The following is a 19,277-nucleotide window of genomic DNA, read 5'->3' as shown; positions in this document are numbered from 1 at the left end:
GGTTCCCTACTTTCCGAAGGCGCCGGCGGCGGCCAGTGCGGCCACCTTGTCCGGGGAGTAGCCGAGCAAGGTCGTGACGTCGTCCTGGTGCTCGTTGCGGTGCGGGGCGCGGCGGTGGTCGGTGCGCTGGGGCCCGAACCGCACCGGGCTGCCGACCTGCTTCACCGTGCCCCAGTGCGGGTGCTCGGTCTCCAGCAGCAGGCCGCGGGCGGCGGCCTGCGGGTCGGCCAGCGCCTGGCCGACGTCGTTGATCGGGGACGACGGCACCCCGGCCGCCTGCAGCAGCGGGAGCCAGTGCCCCAGCGTGTTGGCCGCGAACGCCGCCTTGAGGTGCGGCAGCAGCTCGTCTCGGTTCCGGTCCCGCAGCGCGAAGGAGGCGAAGCGCTCGTCGTCGCCGAGGTCGGGGCGCTCCAGGACGGCGACCAGCCGCTGCCAGAACTTCTCCTTGGCGCAGCCGACCACGAGCCAGCCGTCGGCGGCCTGGAACGCCTGGAACGGGACCAGCGAGGGGTGCGCGGAGTCGACGGTGCGGACCGGTTCGTACCCCGCCGTCATCGCCCAGGTCGCGGGGTAGGTCAGCAGCGAGACGGCGGTGTCGTAGAGCGAGACGTCGCAGTCGCCGCCGACGCCGTCCCTCCTCGCGGCGTGCAGGCCGGCGAGCAGGCTGAGGGCGGCGACGAAGCCGCTGGAGAAGTCGACGAGGCTCAGCCCGGTCTTGGTGGGTGGGCCGTCGGGGTCGCCGGTGAGGCTCATCCAGCCGGCGATGCCCTGCAGGACGTAGTCGTAGCCGGGCTCGTTCTGCCGCGGGCCGGTCATGCCGAAACCGGTGAGGCTGCAGCAGACGATGGCCGGGTTGAGGTGGGCGAGGTCGGCGTACCGGATGCCGATCTTGGCCGGGACGTCGCCGCGCAGGTTGGACCAGACGGCGTCGCTGGTGCGCACGAGGTCCTCGAACACCTCGCGGCCGGCGGCGGTGGAGATGTCGAGGCTGAGGCTCTGCTTGTTGCGGTTGAAGGTCTCGTAGAACAGCGAGTCCTCGCCATGGACGTAGGGCGGGACGTAGCGGCCGATGTCGCCACCGGTGCGGGGGTCCTCGATCTTGATGACCTGGGCGCCGAGGTCGGCCAGGTGCACGCTACCGAAGGGGCCGGCGCCGTACTGCTCGAGCGCGATGATCCGGACGTCCTCGAGCGGCCTCACTGGCTCATCGGCCCCGTCTTGGCCTCGGGGAAGTGGTTCTGCCCGATCCCCGACTCCCGGGTGGCGACCATGACCGAGCGCTTGAACGAGATGCACTCGTCGCCGTCGGCGTTCAGCCCGCGGGTGACCATCGAGACGATGCCGGCGTACGGGCGGCTCTTGGAAGCGCGCAGGCCGGTGCAAAGGCTCTCGGCGTAGAGCGTGTCGCCGACGTAGACCGGGTGGGTCAGCTTGACGTCGGTCATCTCGAGGTTGGCGACGGCGTTCTGACTCATGTCCAGCACCGACAGCCCGAGCGTCAGCGCGATCGTCAGGCCGGAGTTGACGATGACCCGGCCCCCGGTGATCGGGTTCTGCGCGGCCAGGTGCGCGTCGACGTGCTGCTGGTTGGTGTTCATCGTCAGCATCGTCAGCCAGGTGTTGTCGGCCTCGGAGATCGTGCGGCCGAGCGGGTGCTGGTAGACGTCGCCGACGACGTAGTCCTCGAAGAACCGCCCCAGGACGGCGGGGTGCGTGGCCATGGATGTGCCTCCCTCGACACCGGCACGCTAATTGTCTGATGATTACCGGCGCAAGCCCCTGCGACGTGGTGGAGGACCCGTGGACGGCACCAACTCCGTGATCCGCCGGGTCGACCGGCCGGCTCCCCCGGCCGGGCCGCTGTCGGGGGTGCGAGTGGGCGTGAAGGACAACGTCGACGTGTCCGGCGGGCCCACGACCTGCGGTTCCGCGTTCTTCGCTTCTCGCGTGCCTGCTGCGGATGCCGAAGTGGTGCGGCGGCTGTCGGACGCCGGGGCCGCGGTGGTGGCGACGCTGAACCTCAGCGAGTTCGCGGTCGGGGTGACCAACCAGAACTCCGCGGCCGGTCCGTGCCGCAACCCGTGGGACCTCTCGCGGATCCCGGGTGGGTCGAGCGGCGGGTCCGGCGCCGCCGTCGCGGCGGGGCTGGTGGACCTGGCGCTGGGCACCGACACGGGCGGCTCGATCCGGCTGCCGGCGTCGGCCTGTGGCGTGGTCGGGCTGCGGCCCACGCACGGCTCGATCCCGCTGGACGGCGTGTTCCCGGTCTGCGACGACGTGGACACGGTGGGGCCGTTGGCGCGGGACGTCTCGCTGGTGGCGCGGGCCCAGCGGGTGCTGACGGGGTCTGTTAGTGCTCTTCCCCAGCCCGCCGCGCCGCGGCGGATCGGGATCCCGGTGCAGTTGCTGCACGACGTCGACCCCGGCGTGCAGGCGGTGGTCGACGCGGCGCTGGCGGTGTTCGGCGCCGAGGTGGTGCCGGTCGAGGTCGAGGGCCTGCTCGCCGCGCAGGACATCGTCTACACGCTGGTTCACGCCGACCTGGCCCGCATCCACCGTGATCGCCTGGCCTCCGAACCCGAGCGGTTCCACCCGGACAGCCTGGTGCGCATCGGCCTGGGCCGGGACATCACCGCCGAGCAGCGAGCCGGGGCCGTCCAGGCGCGGCGGGAGCTGCAGTCCCGCATCTCGGCGGCGATGGACGGCGTCGATCTCTTCCTGACGCCGACGCTGCCGGTCGACGTCCCCCGCGCGGACCCTGACGACGTCCTGCGGGTGTCCCGGCGGTTGGGGTCGCTGACCTACCCGTGGTCACTGCACGCCGGGCCGACGCTGGCCTTGCCGGTGGGGTCCCACCCGGTGTCGGGGATGCCGGTCGGCGTCCAGCTCACCGCCCCGGAGGACGCCGAGGACGTCCTGTTCGCCGCCGGCCTCTGGTTCCAGCAGCAGACCGACCACCACACCCGCCGCCCGCCGGTCACCGCTTGAGACGTTTCCGCGGAAACACGCGTGCGCCCGCACCCATGGGCCGCCTGCGCTACCACGCGGTTATTCGTGACGTCACCGCCACCTGCTGGCGCACTCGCACACCGCTGCGCCCAGGCGCGGCCACCTCCCTCGCAGCACGCGCCAGATCTGAGCACATTCCGCACAATTCGCGCATGACCGTCATGGACCCGTCGACCCGGGCCGTCTCGGCGACCGAGGCCGCCACCGCCGGGCTGCCCAAGCTGGTGAAGGACGTGGAAGCAGGAGGTGACGTGGTGGTCGAGCGGCACGGGAAGCCCGTCGCCGCCGTGGTGAGCATGCGCCACCTGCACGAGATCCAGCGCCTCGAGGACGACCTGCGGGACACCGCGCTGCTGCTGGCACGTGCGGCGACGGACTCGGGCAAGCGCATCGCCCTCGACGAGGTCATCACCGCCCTGCGCTTCGACCGCGCGGAGATCGAGGCCGAGCTCGATGCTGGCCTTGCCGCCGGCCGGGAGTGACCTCACGTCACCGACGCGGCGGCCGGCACCCGGACGCCGAACGGACCGTGGTCCGGCTGACGGAGCCCGCCCCAGACGACCTCCACCGGATGGCCCGCAAGGGCGCGACCTACAGGTGGTCCGCTGGGCGCTCAGGGAGTTCGTCCTGCTCGAACGCGACCCCATGGCAGGGGAGGCGCTGCGCGGAGGTCTCGTCGGCTACCGCAAGCTGGTGGTGGGACAGGAATTGGCGCATCGTCTGGCGGGTGACCCACGACGATACCGGTCGCACCGTGGTGGACGTCGCCGAGGTGTGGGCCCTGGGCGCGCGGGCCGACGCGGAGGTCTACGAGGAGATGGTCGCCCGCGTGGCGAGCCTGCCGGCCACCCCGGCGACCATCCCGCTGGCCGAGGTGGTGGAACGGCTGGGCCGCATCGCCACGGGTCTGTCCCCCACCCGCACCGAGCCGACGCGGGGCCAGGGCTCGGTACCGGACTGGCTCGTCCAGGCCCTCGTCAAGGTCGTCGGGATACGCCCCGACGAGGCCGCGACCCTCGACCCCGATGAAGCGGCCAGACGCTGGACCGAGTTCACCACGCGCTCGCAGAGCTGACGGAGCACCGGGCCGCGGCCTCGTCCGGGCCAGGACGGCGTTTCCGCGGAAACACCCAGTCGCCCGGGATCAGCGCTGCCGCCGACCTCGCACGGCGGGCTCGAAGCCGTCGGCGTCGTGGTACCGGACCTCGACGTCCAGACCGCGGGCGTCGAACTCTCGCTGCAGGTCCTGCGCGAGGGTCCACCCTTCGTCAACCCAAGCGGCGGGCATCTCGTGCAGGCCGTACGGTCAAGCGGCTTGGGCGTTTCCGCGGAAACGTCGAGCCCGCAGTCCCGTGGCCGCCGGCGGTCAAGAACATCGACGCCGCCTGCTCCAGGCATGAGAGAACCCGGCCCCTCACCAGAGGTGAGAGAACCAGGTGGTACGAGCCAACTGAAGTGACCAACTTCGCTCAGTGTCGAGTCACCAGCCCCTGCGAGATCGGCGCTCTCGATGCGGAGCACGTGCGTGGCACCGGTGAGGACCGGCACGTTGACGTCGCGCTGCGCCCGCCCGGCCCAGGGGGCGGTCAGCTCGAGCGGGGTCGCCGTCCGGCATTTTGCCTCCCCTGCGCGGAGTGGACACCATTACGTTAGAACATACGTGCGACATTGCTCTTTCTGCACGATTCGGCTGCCCGGCGTGGGGGGGGGTAGATGCCGGCGGCCGCCAACCGGAAACCAGGTCGCACGGTGCAACGCTCTGATCTGCGGGGAGGCAGGAACGTCCCGGAGACCCACCCTGGTTCTCCGCCCGGAGCGCGATGTGGGACACCGTCGGGCGCAGCCCCTAACTGGAGACCCCGGGCACGCACCGCAACTGCACGCCCGGGGTCAGCGCTGGCACCAGCACCAGACTGGCACTCAGTTTCGGCTGAGGCGGTCCATCTGCTGGTAAGCGCCGGTCAGGTGGTCGAGGTGCCGCCGCATCGCCGTGACCGCCCCGTCTGCATCACGCGCGGCGACCAGGTCGTGCAGCTCGGCGTGGTCATCCGCCACGCACGACCAGAACCCGTCCGGCGCGTGGTCGCGGCCGAACCGCGTCGCCAGCACCCGGAACAGCGGCGCCGTGATCACCTCCAGCAGCGGGTTGCCGGTCGCCCGCAGCAGCACCAGGTGGAAGTCCTGGTTCGCCGCGTACGTGGCCTCACCCACGGCCACAGCTGGGTCGAACTCCGCCCGCCGCAGGTCCTCCAGCTGCTCGTCGGTCCGGTGCCGCGCAGCCTCGCCGGCGGCTGGCACTTCCAGCAGGTGACGCAACGACATCAGCTGACCGACCGTCACCCGCTCCGCCGCCGCCATCAGCGTCATCCCGGTCTCCAGGTGCGCCGACAGGTGCGCCGCCGTCGGCACGCTCACGAAGCTCCCGCCGGACACCCCCCGCGTCGTCTGGATCAGGTCCTGCGACGCCAGCGAGCGCAGCGCCTCGCGCACCGTGGACCGCCCGACCCCGAACTCGGCCGACAGCTCCTGCTCGTTGGGCAGCCGCTCCCCCGGCGCCAGCTCGCCGCTCACGATCCGGGCGCGCAGCGCCCCGGCCAGCACGGCGTACGCGGGCCCGGTCACGCCGCGCAGTCTGCCAGCGGAACCGGTTCACACGGTGTTGACACCGCAGGCGTTGACGCCGCCAATCGTCTGACACTTGGATGACCCCGTGCCCGCCACCGCCCGCATCGCCGTCGTCTTCTACAGCGCCACCGGCAACCTGGCCGCCATGGCCGAGGCCCTGGGGCGCGGAGCCGAGGAGGCCGGTGCCGAGGTGCGGCTGCGCATCGTCCCCGAGCTCGCGCCCCCGCAGGCCATCGCCGCCAACCCGAAGTGGCAGGCCTTCGTCGACGAGGCCCGCTACGAGACCGCCACCCTCGACGACCTCGAGTGGGCCAACGGCATCGCCCTCGGCAGCCCCACCCGCTTCGGCCTGCCCTCGGGCCAGCTCAAGGAGTTCCTCGACACCACCGGCGGCCTCTGGTTCAGGGGCTTGCTCGCCGACAAGGTCGGGACGGCGTTCACCAGCGCCTCCACCGGCCACGGCGGCCTGGAATCCACGATCCTGGCGATGAACAACGTGCTCTACCACTGGGGCTCGCTCGTCCTCCCCCTCGGCTACGGCGAGCGGCACCTCATGAAGGAGTCGGGCAACCCCTACGGCGGTTCCTTCGTCTCCCGCTCCGGCGCCGCCCCCGACGACGTCGCGCTCGAGGCCTGCCGCCTCCAGGGCGTCCGCCTCGCGAAGTTCGCCCGCGCCGTGGCCACCGCGGTCGAGGCGTGACCGCCGAGCCCGTCCGGGTCGGCATCGGCCGCCTCGACAGCACCGAGCGCCCCGGCCTGGTCCTCGTCGACTGCCAGAAACTGTTCACCCTCGACCCCGCCGTCGACGAGGCCGCGAAGGCCTGCGGCCGCGCGGCCCAGGCAGCCCGCGACGCCGGCGTCCCGGTCGTCTGGCTGCGCGTCCTCTTCGACGACGGCGAGGACCTCGGCCCGGTCTGGACGGCGAAGGCCCCCGCCCTCACGCAGCTGCGCCCCGGGGCGGACCTCGCCGAGTTCGACCCCCGCGTCGGCTACGTCGAGGGCGAGCCGGTCGTCACCAAGAAGCGGGCCTCGGGCTTCGTCCGCACCGAGCTCGACAACCTGCTGCACGAGCTCGACGTGCACACCCTCGCCGTCGCCGGCTTCACCACCGCCGGCTGCGTGCGGGCCACCGTCGTCGACGCCGCCTCGCTCGACTACGCCCCCGTCGTCCTGGCCGACGCCGTCGCCGACCGGTCGACGGCCATCCACGACGCCGCCCTGGTCGACCTCGACGCCCGGTACGCCGACGTCGTGCCCGACGGCGCGGCCTGGTTCCGGGCGTTGGGGGGTTCCGGGACGTAAACGTCTGACATATGGTCGCGGTCACAGGAGGGAGCCCCATGAGCATCGCCCGCCAGGTCGCCGACGTCGTCGCGCGCACCACCTGGGACGACGTCCCCGAGGCCGTCCTGGGTCGCGCCCGCCACCTGGTGCTCGACGCGGTCGGCCTGGCCTTCGCCGCCTCCGCCCACCCGTTCGCCGACGTCGCCGCCGACGCGCTCACCACCTTCGGCACCGGCGACGTCCCCACGCTCGGCACGAAGACCCGGCTGCCCGCGCGCGACGCCGCCGTCCTCAACGGCGTGCTCGTGCACGGTCTCGACTTCGACGACACCCACATCGGCGCCGTCACCCACGTCTCCGCCGCCGCCCTCCCGGCCGCCATCTCGGCGGCCGTGGCCGCCGACGCCAGCACCCGCGACCTCCTGCTGGGCTACCTGCTCGGCGTCGAGGTCTCCGCCCGGGTCGGCCTGGCCGGCGCCGGCCACTTCCACGACCTCGGCTTCCACCCCACCGCCGTCGCCGGCGCCTTCGGCTCGGCCATCGCGGCCGGCAAGGTGCTGGGGCTGTCGGAGACCCAGCTGGTCGCCGCGCAGGGCGTCGTCGGCTCGATGGCTGCCGGGCTGCTGGAGTTCCTCGAGGACGGCGCCTGGACCAAGCGCCTGCACCCCGGTTGGGCCGCGCAGTCGGGCATCACCGCCGCCACCTTCGCGAAGGCGGGCTGGACCGGCCCCGAGGCGGTCTACGAGGGCCGCTTCGGCCTGTTCGCCACCCACCTGCAGGGCCGCGACGCCCACCCCGAGCTGGTCGCCGCCGGGCTCGGCGAGCGGTGGGAGACCCCCGAGACGGCCGTGAAGCCCTACCCGGTCTGCCACTTCGCGCACGCCTTCGCCGACGCCGTCCTGCTGCTGCGCGCCGAGCACGGCCTCACCGCGGACGACGTCGCGTCCGTGCGGTGCGCGATCCACCCCACCCCCGGCAAGGTCGTCTGCGAGCCCGCTGCCGCCAAGTGGGAACCCCGCGACGAGTACGACGCCAAGTTCTCGCTGCCCTACATCGTCTCGACCGCGCTGGCGCGCGGCCGGTTCACCCTCGCCGAGCTGTCGGACGACGCGCTGCGCGACCCCGAGGTGCTCGCCCTGGCCCGGAAGGTCGAGGTCGTCCCCGACGACGACAGCGCGTTCCCGCAGGCCTACTCCGGGTGGGTGCAGATCACCACCACCGACGGCCGCGTGCTCACCCACCGCGAGCAGGTCAACCGCGGCCACGCCGACCGCCCGCTCACCGACGCCGACGTCGTCGCCAAGTACCGCGGGTCGATGGCGCCGGTCGCCGACGAGGCCACCACCGAGCGGGTGCTCGCCGCCGTCCGCGCGCTCGGGGACGGCGGCTCCGCCCGCGACTTCGCCGAGGCCTGCGCCGCCGGCTGACCCCCACAGACCCCGGCAGCGACGCCGGTCATCCCCCTTCCAGACCAGAGGAGCAGGCATGGACTTCGGCGTCTTCATCCCGATCGGCAACAACGGCTGGTTGATCAGCGAGAACGCACCCCAGTACATGCCGAGCTTCGAGCTCAACAAGCGCATCGTGCAGGAGGCCGAGGCACAGGACTTCGCCTTCGCGCTCTCGATGATCAAGCTGCGCGGCTTCGGCGGGAAGACCGAGTTCTGGGACCACAACCTCGAGTCGTTCACCCTCATGGCCGGCCTCGCCGCCGTGACGGAGAAGATCAAGCTCTACGCGTCGACCGCCGTCCTCACGCTGCCGCCGGCCCTCGTGGCCCGCATGGCCACCACGATCGACTCCATCGCGCCGGGCCGGTTCGGGGTCAACATCGTGTCGGGCTGGGCGTCGGGTGAGTACTCGCAGATGGGCCTGTGGCCCGGTGACCAGTACTTCGGCGAGCGCTACGACTACTCCACCGAGTACGTGCAGGTGCTGCGCGACCTCTGGGAGACGGGGACCTGCGACCTGGACGGGACGTACTTCCAGATGACCGACTGCAAGCTCTCGCCGCGGCCGAGCGCGCACGTCGACATCGTCTGCGCCGGGCAGAGCGAGCGCGGCATGCGGTTCTGCGCCGAGCACGGCGACTACAACTTCATCCTCTCCCCGGGCATCAACACCCCCGAGACGTACCGGGAGCCCACCGAGAAGCTGGCCGCGGCCGCCGCGAAGACCGGCCGGGACGTCGGCTCGCTGCCGCTGTTCATGGCGATCATCGCCGACACCGACGAGGAGGCCCAGGCCAAGTGGAAGAGCTACCACGACGGCGCTGACCTGGCGGCGCTGGGCTACATGAACGAGGAGGGCTCGCGCGACACCTCCGCCGACTCCGGTGGCACCGCGCGGACGATCAACCTCCCCGAGGGCGCGGTCAACTTCAACATGGCCACCCTGCTCGGCTCGCCCGAGACCGTCGCCCGGCAGATCGACGAGGTGGCGAAGATGCCGGGTGTGAAGGGGATGATGTTCACCTTCGACGACTTCGAGCAGGGCGTGAAGACCTTCGGCGAGAAGGTCAAGCCCCTCCTCGGCTGAACGCCGGCGGGGCTCCCGTCCCCCCGTGCGGGAGCCCCGTCGGCCCATCTCCGGAAGGACCCCTCGCGTGACCTCGTTCGTCGCCCCCCGCCCCAACCCGCGTGCCCGCCTCCGCGAACTGCTGGCCGCCGCCCAGGAGTCCCGCCGACCCCTGGTCGCGCCCGGCGCCTACGACGCCCTGGGCGCGCGGCTGGTGCAGCAGGCGGGGTTCGACGTCGTCTACATGACCGGCTTCGGCACGTCGGCCTCGCTGCTCGGGCGCCCCGACATCGGCCTGCTGGGCGGCGCGGAGATGACCGACAACGCCCGCCGCATGGCCCAGGCGGTGGAGGTGCCGCTCATCGCCGACGCCGACACCGGCTACGGCAACGCGCTCAACGTCGTCCGCACCGTGCGCGAGTACGAGCAGGCCGGCGTTGGCGGGCTGCAGCTGGAGGACCAGGTCTCCCCCAAGCGCTGCGGGCACATGAGCGGCAAGGCCGTCGTCGACGTCGAGGAGGCCGTGGCCAAGGTGCGGGCCGCCGTCGCCGCCCGCACCGACCCCGACCTCGTGGTCATCGCCCGCACCGACGTCGCCCAGGTCGAGGGCACCCGCGCGGCGATCGACCGGGCCCTGCGGTTCGCCGACGCCGGTGCCGACGTCCTGTTCGTGGAGGCCCCGCGCACCGCGGAGGACGTCGAGCTGGTCGCCACCGAGCTGAAGGGCCACCACCTGCTCTTCAACTGGGTCGAGGGCGGTGCGACCGAGGGCCTGACCATGGACACCGTCGCCGAGCTGGGTTTCTCGCTGGTGCTGTTCCCGATCAGCACCCTGCTCGCCGCCACCCGCGCCATGCAGACCGCGCTGTCGACGCTGAAGCAGACGTCCTCCACGGCCGGCGCGCCGATGGGCGACTTCGGCGGGTTCCTGGAGACCATCGGCCTGCCGGGCATCCGCGAGGACGAGGCGCGCTTCGCCGGCTGAGGCCCACGTGCCGGCCGCCCCCGGGCACCCGCTGACTCCCCGGGCACCCGCCGGCTCCCCGGCATGGGATCCCGTGCACCCACCTACGAGGCCGCGGGGCGGGTGCACGGGATCCCATGCCGGGGGTGTGGTGTCGGCGACGTCAGTAGGTGAACGTCGCGACGCTGGTGCGCAGGTCGGCAGCCATCCGGGACAGCTCGTCGACCGCCACCCGGGTCTGGGACAGCGCCTGGGTGGTCGAGGTCGCCGCCGTGGAGACCCCGGTGATGTTGGCGGCGATCTCCGTCGTCCCGCCGGCGGCCTCGGCCACGCTGCGCGACATCTCGTTGGTCGTCGCGGTCTGCTCCTCCACCGCGCTCGCGATGGTCAGCTGGTAGTCGTTGATCTGCCCGATCACGGTGCTGATGCGCCCGATGGCCTCGGTGGCCCCGCCGGTGTCGGCCTGGATGGCCTCCACCCGCCGGGCGATGTCCTCGGTGGCCCGCGCGGTCTCCTGCGCCAGCTCCTTGACCTCGTTGGCGACCACCGCGAACCCCTTGCCCGCCTCACCGGCCCGGGCGGCCTCGATCGTGGCGTTGAGCGCCAGCAGGTTCGTCTGCTCGGCGATGCTGGTGATCACCTTCACCACGTCCCCGATCTCCTTGCTCGACAGACCCAGCTTCTGGATCGTCTGGTTCGTCGCCTCCGCCTCGCTCACCGCACCCGCGGCCACTCGGGCGGCCTCGTTGGCGTTCTGGGCGATCTCCCGGATCGAGGCGCTCATCTCCTCCGCACCCGCCGCCACCGTCGCCACGCTGCGCGACACCTCGTCAGCCGCCCCGGACACCACGCCCGACTGCACACTGGTCTCCTCCGACGACGCCGAGATCTGCGCCGCCGACGCCGACAGCTCCTCCGCCGACGCCGCGACCGCATCGGCCGAGCTGACCACCTGCGCCATCACCCCGCGCAGGCCCACCAACGCCGCATCCAGCGACGCGCCCATCCGACCCAGCTCGTCCTGGCTGGTCAAGCCCACCGACACCGTGAGGTCACCGCCGGCCAGGCCCTCGGCCGCGTCCTGCACCTTCCGCACGCTGCGGGCGATCCCCGTGGCCACCAACCAGCCGATGGCCAGCGCGAGCAGCACACCGACGACCAGCACCGCGATGCTCACCGTGCGCGACCTGTCCGCCGCGGCCCGGGCTGCGGCGGCGGCCGTGGCGGCCTCGTCGGACTCCATGCGGGTCAGCTGGCCGAGGTCCTGCTCGAGCTCGTCGAACACCGGCTTGAGGTCAGCGGCAGCCAGCACCCACTCGGTGTACTGCTTGTCCCTCGCCAGCGGCGTCAGTGTCTGGTCGGCGGCCTGCTGAGCCTGGGCCAGCAGGGCCGTCGCGGCGTCGACCAGGGCCTGCTTGTCGTCGTCCGCCACGACGGCGGTGTACGCGGTGGAGTTCCTCGCGTAGTCTTCCGCGGCGGCGTCGGCGGCCTGCAGCGCGGCCTGCAGGGCGTCGTCGTCGGCAGCCAGGACGGCGTCCCGGTTGGCGATCCGGATGGCCTGCACGTCGGCGTCCATGTGCGCGATGGCCGCGACGCTGGCCAGGTTCTTGCGGTAGATGTCCTGGGTCGTGGCGGCACTGTCCTCGAGTGCGCCGATGCCGACCAGGCCGATGCCGACGGCGACGGCGGAGGCGGTGGCGACGGCGGTCAGGACCTTGAGCCTGATGCTACGGTTGGCCCACGAGCGGGCGAGCGCGGACGGTGACACGGGGACTCCCGAGGGACGTGCGGCGGCCGCCGAGGCCCCCCGGCGGGCCCGGGCCGGTGGGACCGGGCACCGGGGACGACGACACGCCTGGACCGATCTTGAGCGCAATGCGGACGATGCGCGGAGAAAGGTCGGCGGAACGGGATCTTCCTGTTGTCATGTCGACCCGGCCGCCACCCGCGCACATCACGGACACGGTCGCCGCCCCGGAGCAATGACGAGGCGCTGACCAGCACTGATGTGCCCGGGGCCGGCCCCCGCCACGAGCGATCCGCGCCGCCGAGGACCCGGCCAGCTGATCAAGCGTGCACAACCGAACTATTCGGTCATACGGAGTTCCGGATCGCGTCGTCCGTAACCGTCGACCCGCCGGCGGCTACCCGAGGACGACGAGCAGGTCCCCGCCCTCGACCTGCTGCACCGCGCCGATCGCGACCCGCGAGACGGTGCCGGCCTGCGGAGCGGTGATGGCGGCCTCCATCTTCATGGCCTCGATGGTGGCCAGGGTGTCCCCGGGGGCGACCTGGTCGCCCTCGGCCACCTGCAGCGTGACCACGCCGGCGAACGGGGCGGGGACCTGGCCGGGGTCGGACCGGTCGGCCTTCTCCGCGGCCTTGACGGCGGAGTCGACCGCGCGGTCACGCACGCTGACCGGCCGCAGCTGCCCGTTCAGCGTGCACATGACGGTGCGCATGCCGCGCTCGTCGGGCTCGCTGACCGCCTCCACCCCGATCAGCAGCCGGACGCCGGGCTCGAGGTCGACGGTGTGCTCGGTACCGCGCCGCAGGCCGTACAGGAACTCCTTGCTGGGCAGCACCGACGTGTCGCCGTAGGTCTCGCGGTGGGCCTCGAACTCCCGGGTCGGCCCGGGGAACAGCAACCGGTTCAGCGTCGCCTGCGGGGCCCGCTGCAGGCCGGAGAGGTCGTCGTCGGACAGCTGCGCTGCGGGCTCGGCCGCGCGGCGACCCTCCAGCGCCCTGCTGCGGAACGGCTCGGGCCACCCGCCGGGCGGGTCGCCCAGCTCACCGCGCAGGAACCCGACGACCGAGTCGGGGACGTCGAACTTCCCCGGGTCGTCCGCGAACGCGGCGACGTCGACCCCCGCACCGACCAGCTGCAGGGCGAGGTCACCGACGACCTTGGACGACGGCGTCACCTTCACCAGGTGCCCGAGCAGCCGGTCGGCGGCGGCGTAGGCGTCCTCCACCTCCTCGAACCGCTGGCCCAGCCCGAGCGCGATGGCCTGCTGGCGCAGGTTGGACAGCTGCCCGCCCGGGATCTCGTGGGTGTAGACCCGCCCGGTCGGGCTGGGCAGCCCGGACTCGAAGGGCGCGTACACCCGACGCACGGCCTCCCAGTACGGCTCCAGGTCGTTGACCGCGGCCAGGTCGAGGCCGGTGGCCCGTTCGGTGTGGTCGGTGGCGGCCACGATCGCGCTCAGCGGGGGTTGGCTGGTCGTGCCGGCCATGGACGCCACCGCGCCGTCCACGGCGTCCACCCCGGCCTGCCAGGCGGCCATCAGGGTCGCCAGCTGGCCACCGGCGGTGTCGTGGGTGTGCAGGTGCACCGGCAGGTCGAAGCGCTCGCGCAGCGCCGTGACCAGCGTGGCCGCGGCCGGGGGGCGCAGCAGGCCCGCCATGTCCTTGATCGCCAGCACGTGCGCTCCGGCGGCGACGATCTGCTCGGCCAGCCGGAGGTAGTAGTCGAGCGTGTAGAGCGTCTCGCCCGGGTCGGAGAGGTCACCGGTGTAGCAGAGCGCGACCTCGGCCACCGCCGTGCCCGTCTCGCGCACCGCCTCGATCGCCGGGCGCATCTGCACCACGTCGTTGAGCGCGTCGAACACCCGGAAGACGTCGATGCCGGCGCGGGCCGCCTCGTGCACGAACGCCTCGGTCACCCGCGTCGGGTAGGGCGTGTAGCCGACGGTGTTGCGCCCGCGCAGCAGCATCTGCAGCGCGATGTTGGGCACGGCTTCGCGCAGGGCGGCCAACCGCTCCCACGGGTCCTCGTGCAGGAAGCGCAGCGCGACGTCGTAGGTCGCGCCGCCCCAGCACTCGAGGCTGAGCAGCTGCGGGGCGGTGCGGGCGACGTGCGGGGCGACGGCCAGCAGGTCCTTGGTGCGCACCCGGGTGGCCAGCAGCGACTGGTGGGCGTCGCGGAAGGTGGTGTCGGTGACCGCCAGTGCGGTCTGCGCCCGCAACCGGGATGCGAACCCGACCGGGCCCAGCTCGCGCAGCAGCTGCCGCGACCCGGCCGGGGGCTGCCCGACCAGCTCGACGGCGGGCAGCTTCTCGGTGGGGTCGACCAGGTGCGGCCGCTCGCCGTGCGGGGCGTTGACGGTGACGTCGGCCAGGTAGGCCAGCAACCGGGTGCCCCGGTCGGCCGACTGCCGGGCGGTGAGCAGCTCGGGGCGCTGCTCGATGAACGACGTCGTGACCCGGCCGGCGCGGAAGTCGGGGTCGTCGAGCACGGCCTGCAGGAACGGGATGTTGGTGGCCACGCCTCGGATGCGGAACTCGGCCACCGCCCGGCGGGCCCGGGCCACCGCGACGCCGAAGTCGCGCCCGCGACAGGTGAGCTTGACCAGCATGGAGTCGAAGTGCGCCCCGACCTCGGCACCCATCGACGAGCCGCCGTCCAAGCGCACCCCGGCGCCGCCGGGCGAGCGGTAGGCGGTGATGCGGCCGGTGTCGGGGCGGAAGCCGTTGGCCGGGTCCTCGGTGGTGATGCGGCACTGCAACGCGGCCCCGCGCAGGTGCACGGTGTCCTGCGCGAGCCCCAGGTCGGCCAGCGTCTCACCGGCGGCGATGCGCAGCTGGGCCTGCACGAGGTCGACGTCGGTGACCTCCTCGGTCACCGTGTGCTCGACCTGGATGCGCGGGTTCATCTCGATGAACACGTGCCTGCCCGACTCGTCGAGCAGGAACTCCACGGTGCCGGCGCACGAGTAGCCGATGGCCCGGGCGAAGGCCACGGCGTCGGCGCAGATCCGCTCGCGCAGCTCGGGGTCCAGGTTGGGCGCCGGCGCCAGCTCGATGACCTTCTGGTGCCGACGCTGCACCGAGCAGTCGCGCTCGAAGAGGTGGATGACCTCACCGGTGGTGTCGGCGAGGATCTGCACCTCGATGTGCCGCGGGTTCACCACCGCCTGCTCGATGAACACCGTGGCGTCGCCGAACGCGGACTCGGCCTCGCGCATCGCGGCCTCGACGGCGGCGCGCAGCTGGTCACGGGCCTCCACCCGCCGCATGCCGCGGCCACCACCGCCGGCGACCGCCTTGACGAAGACCGGGAAGTCCATGCCCTGCGCCGCGGCGAGCAGGGTGTCGACGTCGTCCGACGGCTCGCTCGACCCCAGCACCGGTAGCCCTGCGCCCTTGGCCGCCGCGATCGCGCGGGCCTTGTTGCCCGTCAGCTCCAGCACCTCGGCGCTCGGACCCACGAAGGTGATGCCGGCCTCGGCGCAGGCCGCGGCCAGGTCGGGGTTCTCGGAGAGGAACCCGTACCCGGGGTACACGGCGTCGGCCCCCGCCCGGCGGGCGGCCGCCACGACGGCCGCGACGTCGAGGTAGGCCCGCACCGGGTGCCCGGGCTCGCCGATCTCGTAGGACTCGTCGGCCTTCAGCCGGTGCACCGAGTTGCGGTCCTCGTGCGGGAACACCGCGACGGTGCCCGCGCCCAGCTCGTAGGCGGCCCGGAACGCCCGGACGGCGATCTCCCCGCGGTTGGCGACCAGGACCTTGCTGAACACGGGCAACTCCCCGGGGACGGCGACGCGTGTGGGCACCGTAGCGGCAGGGCACGACAGGACGGTGACCTCACCGCGCACCGCCCTCGTGACCGGCGCCTCCAGCGGCATCGGCAAGGCCACCGCCCTCCTGCTCGCCGCCGAGGGCGCCTCGCTGGTGCTGCTCGCCCGCGGCCGCCCGGCGCTGGAGGCCACCGCCGCCGAGTGCCGTGCCGCCGGGGCCGCCGACGTCGTCGTCGAACCCTGCGACATCAACGACCGGGACGCCGTGGCCGCCGTCGTGCAGCGGGCGGGGGCGCTCGACCTCGTCGTGCACTCGGCCACCGTCATGGCCTACGGCGACGTCGAGGACCTGCCCGTCGAGGTCTTCGACCAGGTCGTCGACACCGCGATCAAGGGGACGGCGAACGTCGCCCGACCCGTGCTGGCCACGTTCCGCCGCCAGCAGCGCGGCGACCTGGTGGTGGTCAGCTCGCTGCTGGCCTCGATCACCGCGCCGACGATGGGCGCCTACGCCACCGCGAAGTGGGGCCAGCTCGGGCTGGTGCGCACCCTGCAGCAGGAGACCCGCGACGTCCCGGGTATCCGCATCGCCGCGGTCTCGCCGGGCGGGGTCAACACCCCGATCTACTACCAGGCCGCGACCGTGCTGGGGAACACCGGGCACCCGCCGCCGCCGGTCTACTCCCCGCGCCGGGTGGCCCGCACGATCCTCGACGTCGCGGGCTCCCACCGCCGGCTGCGGCAGTCGGGGATCGCCAACCCCGTCATCATCGCCGGCTACCGGCTGGCTCCCGCCGTCTTCGACGCCGCGGTGGGCCCGCTGCTGCGCCTGTTCGGCATGGCGCGCGACTCGGTGCCGCCCACCGAGGGCAACGTGTTCGCCTCGGTGCCGGACAAGAACACCGAGAAGGGCCCCTGGCACGACATCTGACCGCGCTACGGTGCCGTTGAATTGGGTGCCGCGATACGACCCGATGCCTATGAAGCGGAATACCGACCACCCTTCAACAGGGGCACGCAACCAAGAAGACTTTCAAGATCAAGTAAGATCCTTCCGTGCCGACCACACTTGATGAACTGCGGGATATTGCTCCCATCGTGGCGGCACTCGTTGCTTCAGCATCCCTACTAGTGGCCTTCTTCAGTTTTCGCAGCAGCCGCCAGTCTTTGAACCAATCGCGAGCGGCGTTGCTCAATCAAGTGCGAACCGAATGGACCAAGCTGCGCGACGATTGGCGCTTCTCCATCATTCTCGCCCGCGGTTCTGACGACTACTACAGCATGGCTCCGAAGGCCGTCAGGGAGTCAATTCACGATATAGCCAAACAGGTGGCTTCGAATGAAGATTGGTCTCATCGGCAGGCCGTCGTCAACGGCTGGGCCGCTCAGGTCGGCGGCGTAGTCGAATTCCTCGATTATGCCGCAAATCTCGTTCTGTCAGGACGGCTCACGCCAGCCGATCTGTATGGCATTCTCGGTCCCGAGGTGACCCGGCACGGACGATCTGTTCGATGGATGATTGGATATGCGCCGACACGATGGAATCCGGATTCGATCCCGGCTGGATATTCATCCGATACCTGGTTGAGCGAGTTGGTGGTCGCAAGCTTCGCTGGTCGACAAGACCGGATTCTTGCACTCATTGACCTCCTGTGGGCTCAGCTCGCCAAGTCGGGCGACCACGAACCGCATGTACTCGCTGGCCCCGCCATGCACAAGAGAGCAACGGGCGATGCTTGTCGGCGACGCGTGCGCAGACTCGGACGCCAGCTCTCGGGTCGCAGGACCGCCAGCAAACTCGAATCAACCCTGCTTTGGTCAGAGTTCCTCCCACCACGAGCCATCTACCAGGATGGTCTGAGCCTGTATGGAGTGCATTTCGACTATCGCCTCACACGAACCGGCCTGTGGAGGGTCAGGGCTTACGCCCGCGTGCTCCGCTCACGGTTTGAGCTTCCTGCGAGCTTCTATGTGTGGCGCCGTCGCGTAGTTGACCGCCTGCGTCGAACCCGTCGCGGCAGAGCCATCGTCAGGGTTGTAGTCGCCCAGTATCGATTGAAGCATCCACTCAGACGACGGTGATGCTCGGTACGGTCGTCCTGCTGCTGCTCGGCTGAACCCGCACAGTGGGGTGGTGAACCCCTTCGACGCGGCCCGGGCCGCCTTCCGCGGCCGGGTGTCCGGTGACCCGACGGGGGCGCCGGACTGGGTGCGCGCGATCGCCACCGTGGGCAGCGGCGACGGATGGTTCGACCCCGACGGCGTGGTCTGGCGGGTGCACGGTGACCTGTCCACGCTGGTCGGCGGGGTGGCCGCGCTGCTGGGCCAGGGCGCGCACCCGCTGGCGTTGGCCGGGGTGCAGCGGCACTCGGCCTACCGCGAGGACCCCTGGAAGCGGCTGGCCGGCACCGCGCGCTGGCTGGTGGTCAGCACGTTCGGGTCCGCGGAGCTGGCCGAGCGGGAGTCGGCGCGGGTGCGCGGGATGCACCGCCGGGTGAAGGGGACGCTGCCCGACGGCCGCGCCTACTCCGCCGGCGACCCCGACCTGCTGCGCTGGGTGCACCTGGCCTTCACCGACGCCTTCCTGGCCGCGCAGACCGCCGTCGGGCGCTCGATGTCCCGCTACGGACGGCACTGGGGCGACGAGTACGTGCGCGACTGGGCGCGCTCGGCGCAGCGGCTGGGGGCAACCGACCTGCCGACCTCCCGCGCCGAGCTGGCCGAGGCGATCCGCAGCTACCGGCCGGTGCTGGAGCCGGTGCCCGACGACCTGCTCGCCTTCCTGCAGGGTCCGCCGGGCCTGTCGCCGCCCGAGAAGGTGGTCTACGCCGGGTTCTCCGCGGGTGCGGCCCGGCTGGTCTCCCCCACGATCGCCCCGCTGGCCCGGGTGCCCGGCCGGGCCTCGCGCAGCCCGCGTGACCGCGCCCAGCTGCTGGTCACCGAGGTGCAGCTGCGCACCCTCAACCTGGCCCTGGGGGCGCACAGCCCGAGCGAGGAGGCCGCACGCTGGCGCCTGGGCACCGGCCCCGCCCCCGTCTGGGCCGCCTGACGCCCGCCACCCACCCAGCCCGCCAGTTGATCATCGGCGCCTGGCTGCCGCCGGCGGCGCGTCGAGCGACCACCTGCCGATGATCAACACGGGGCGGGGAGGATGACCGCCCGTGGAGTTCTCCCAGCTGGTCACCGAGGCCGTCGCCCGGCTCGACGGCGTCGCGCAGACCACTCCGGTGCAGCTGAACGCTCGCCTGTCCGCCCGCACCGGCGCCGACGTCTGGACCAAGCGCGAGGACCTGCAGGTGGGCCGCTCGTACAAGGTGCGCGGTGCCTACAACACCATCGCCCAGCTCGACCCGGGCACA

At 72.2% G+C, this 19,277-nt stretch carries 18 protein-coding genes; 12 read left to right on the top strand and 6 right to left on the bottom strand.

The window, feature by feature from the left end:
* Window positions 1-6: 6 nt before the first annotated feature.
* Together TEK04_RS18575 and TEK04_RS18570 are read right to left on the bottom strand one after the other, a co-directional pair.
* The gene (locus tag TEK04_RS18575) at window positions 7-1,200 is read right to left on the bottom strand and encodes a CaiB/BaiF CoA transferase family protein (protein ID WP_336405846.1); all 1,194 of its coding nucleotides are present in this window, start codon (window positions 1,198-1,200) and stop codon (window positions 7-9) included.
* Entirely contained in the window at window positions 1,197-1,721 is a 525-nt protein-coding gene (locus tag TEK04_RS18570; protein ID WP_336405845.1) for a MaoC family dehydratase, read from the bottom strand. The genes TEK04_RS18575 and TEK04_RS18570 overlap by 4 nt, the downstream gene beginning before the upstream one ends.
* Before the next feature lie 79 nt (window positions 1,722-1,800).
* On the opposite strand from TEK04_RS18570, the gene TEK04_RS18565 reads away from it, so the two are divergent.
* The 3 genes from TEK04_RS18565 to TEK04_RS18555 all read left to right on the top strand — a co-directional run bounded on the left by TEK04_RS18565 (window position 1,801) and on the right by TEK04_RS18555 (window position 4,084).
* A complete protein-coding gene (locus TEK04_RS18565; RefSeq protein ID WP_336405844.1) occupies window positions 1,801-2,988 on the top strand; it encodes an amidase in 1,188 nt (395 codons plus the stop codon).
* A 173-nt stretch (window positions 2,989-3,161) separates the two neighbouring features.
* On the top strand, window positions 3,162-3,491 hold the full coding sequence (locus tag TEK04_RS18560; protein ID WP_336405843.1) for a type II toxin-antitoxin system Phd/YefM family antitoxin: 330 nt from the start codon (window positions 3,162-3,164) through the stop codon (window positions 3,489-3,491).
* Between the two features lie 245 nt (window positions 3,492-3,736).
* Entirely contained in the window at window positions 3,737-4,084 is a 348-nt protein-coding gene (locus TEK04_RS18555; protein ID WP_336405842.1) for a hypothetical protein, read from the top strand.
* A 69-nt stretch (window positions 4,085-4,153) separates the two neighbouring features.
* Here the strand turns inward: TEK04_RS18555 and TEK04_RS18550 are convergent, their stop codons facing one another.
* The gene (locus TEK04_RS18550) at window positions 4,154-4,297 is read right to left on the bottom strand and encodes a hypothetical protein (protein ID WP_336405841.1); all 144 of its coding nucleotides are present in this window, start codon (window positions 4,295-4,297) and stop codon (window positions 4,154-4,156) included.
* Between the two features lie 632 nt (window positions 4,298-4,929).
* The gene (locus tag TEK04_RS18545; RefSeq protein ID WP_336405840.1) at window positions 4,930-5,631 is read right to left on the bottom strand and encodes a FadR/GntR family transcriptional regulator; all 702 of its coding nucleotides are present in this window, start codon (window positions 5,629-5,631) and stop codon (window positions 4,930-4,932) included.
* 88 nt (window positions 5,632-5,719) lie between these two features.
* On the opposite strand from TEK04_RS18545, the gene wrbA reads away from it, so the two are divergent.
* From wrbA to TEK04_RS18520, 5 genes are all read left to right on the top strand, one after another.
* Window positions 5,720-6,334, top strand: a complete 615-nt coding sequence (wrbA, locus tag TEK04_RS18540; RefSeq protein WP_336405839.1) for an NAD(P)H:quinone oxidoreductase — start codon at window positions 5,720-5,722, stop codon at window positions 6,332-6,334.
* Window positions 6,331-6,936 carry a cysteine hydrolase family protein gene (locus TEK04_RS18535; protein WP_336405838.1) on the top strand — a complete coding sequence of 202 codons (606 nt, stop codon included), beginning with the start codon at window positions 6,331-6,333 and terminating at the stop codon, window positions 6,934-6,936. Before wrbA ends, TEK04_RS18535 begins: the two co-directional genes overlap by 4 nt.
* 38 nt (window positions 6,937-6,974) lie before the next feature.
* On the top strand, window positions 6,975-8,345 hold the full coding sequence (locus TEK04_RS18530; protein WP_336405837.1) for an MmgE/PrpD family protein: 1,371 nt from the start codon (window positions 6,975-6,977) through the stop codon (window positions 8,343-8,345).
* Window positions 8,346-8,403: 58 nt separating this feature from the next.
* On the top strand, window positions 8,404-9,456 hold the full coding sequence (gene rutA, locus TEK04_RS18525) for a pyrimidine utilization protein A (RefSeq protein WP_336405836.1): 1,053 nt from the start codon (window positions 8,404-8,406) through the stop codon (window positions 9,454-9,456).
* A gap of 67 nt (window positions 9,457-9,523) precedes the next feature.
* The gene (locus TEK04_RS18520; RefSeq protein ID WP_336405835.1) at window positions 9,524-10,420 is read left to right on the top strand and encodes an isocitrate lyase/PEP mutase family protein; all 897 of its coding nucleotides are present in this window, start codon (window positions 9,524-9,526) and stop codon (window positions 10,418-10,420) included.
* A 142-nt stretch (window positions 10,421-10,562) separates the two neighbouring features.
* Here the strand turns inward: TEK04_RS18520 and TEK04_RS18515 are convergent, their stop codons facing one another.
* Window positions 10,563-12,167 carry a methyl-accepting chemotaxis protein gene (locus TEK04_RS18515; RefSeq protein WP_336405834.1) on the bottom strand — a complete coding sequence of 535 codons (1,605 nt, stop codon included), beginning with the start codon at window positions 12,165-12,167 and terminating at the stop codon, window positions 10,563-10,565.
* Window positions 12,168-12,543: 376 nt separating this feature from the next.
* On the bottom strand, window positions 12,544-15,918 hold the full coding sequence (locus tag TEK04_RS18510; RefSeq protein WP_336405833.1) for a pyruvate carboxylase: 3,375 nt from the start codon (window positions 15,916-15,918) through the stop codon (window positions 12,544-12,546).
* A gap of 61 nt (window positions 15,919-15,979) precedes the next feature.
* Here TEK04_RS18510 and TEK04_RS18505 point away from each other — a divergent pair, with 61 nt between their 5' ends.
* The 4 genes from TEK04_RS18505 to TEK04_RS18490 form a co-directional block, all read left to right on the top strand.
* Window positions 15,980-16,849, top strand: a complete 870-nt coding sequence (locus tag TEK04_RS18505; RefSeq protein ID WP_336405832.1) for an SDR family NAD(P)-dependent oxidoreductase — start codon at window positions 15,980-15,982, stop codon at window positions 16,847-16,849.
* Between the two features lie 125 nt (window positions 16,850-16,974).
* Window positions 16,975-18,000, top strand: coding sequence for a hypothetical protein (locus TEK04_RS18500; protein WP_336405831.1), 1,026 nt, complete (start codon window positions 16,975-16,977; stop codon window positions 17,998-18,000).
* 52 nt (window positions 18,001-18,052) lie between these two features.
* Complete coding sequence (locus TEK04_RS18495) at window positions 18,053-18,967, top strand: oxygenase MpaB family protein (RefSeq protein WP_336405830.1); 915 nt, start codon at window positions 18,053-18,055, stop codon at window positions 18,965-18,967.
* Window positions 18,968-19,079: 112 nt separating this feature from the next.
* On the top strand, window positions 19,080-19,277 hold a 198-nt coding region (locus tag TEK04_RS18490; protein WP_336405829.1), incomplete at its 3' end, for a pyridoxal-phosphate dependent enzyme.

The sequence above is a fragment of the Klenkia sesuvii genome, from assembly GCF_037083825.1.
Taxonomy (GTDB): Bacteria; Actinomycetota; Actinomycetes; order Mycobacteriales; family Geodermatophilaceae; genus Klenkia; species Klenkia sesuvii.
Note: the sequence above shows the minus strand (reverse complement) of the source record. Positions and strands in the feature narration are given on the sequence as shown.

Excerpts from the sequence above, each read along its gene's own strand:
- TEK04_RS18570 (WP_336405845.1), bottom strand. The coding sequence starts at position 1,721 with ATGGCCACGCACCCCGCCGTCCTGGGGCGGTTCTTCGAGGACTACGTC.
- TEK04_RS18560 (WP_336405843.1), top strand. The coding sequence starts at position 3,162 with ATGACCGTCATGGACCCGTCGACCCGGGCCGTCTCGGCGACCGAGGCC.
- TEK04_RS18550 (WP_336405841.1), bottom strand. The coding sequence starts at position 4,297 with ATGCCCGCCGCTTGGGTTGACGAAGGGTGGACCCTCGCGCAGGACCTG.
- TEK04_RS18530 (WP_336405837.1), top strand. The coding sequence starts at position 6,975 with ATGAGCATCGCCCGCCAGGTCGCCGACGTCGTCGCGCGCACCACCTGG.
- rutA (WP_336405836.1), top strand. The coding sequence starts at position 8,404 with ATGGACTTCGGCGTCTTCATCCCGATCGGCAACAACGGCTGGTTGATC.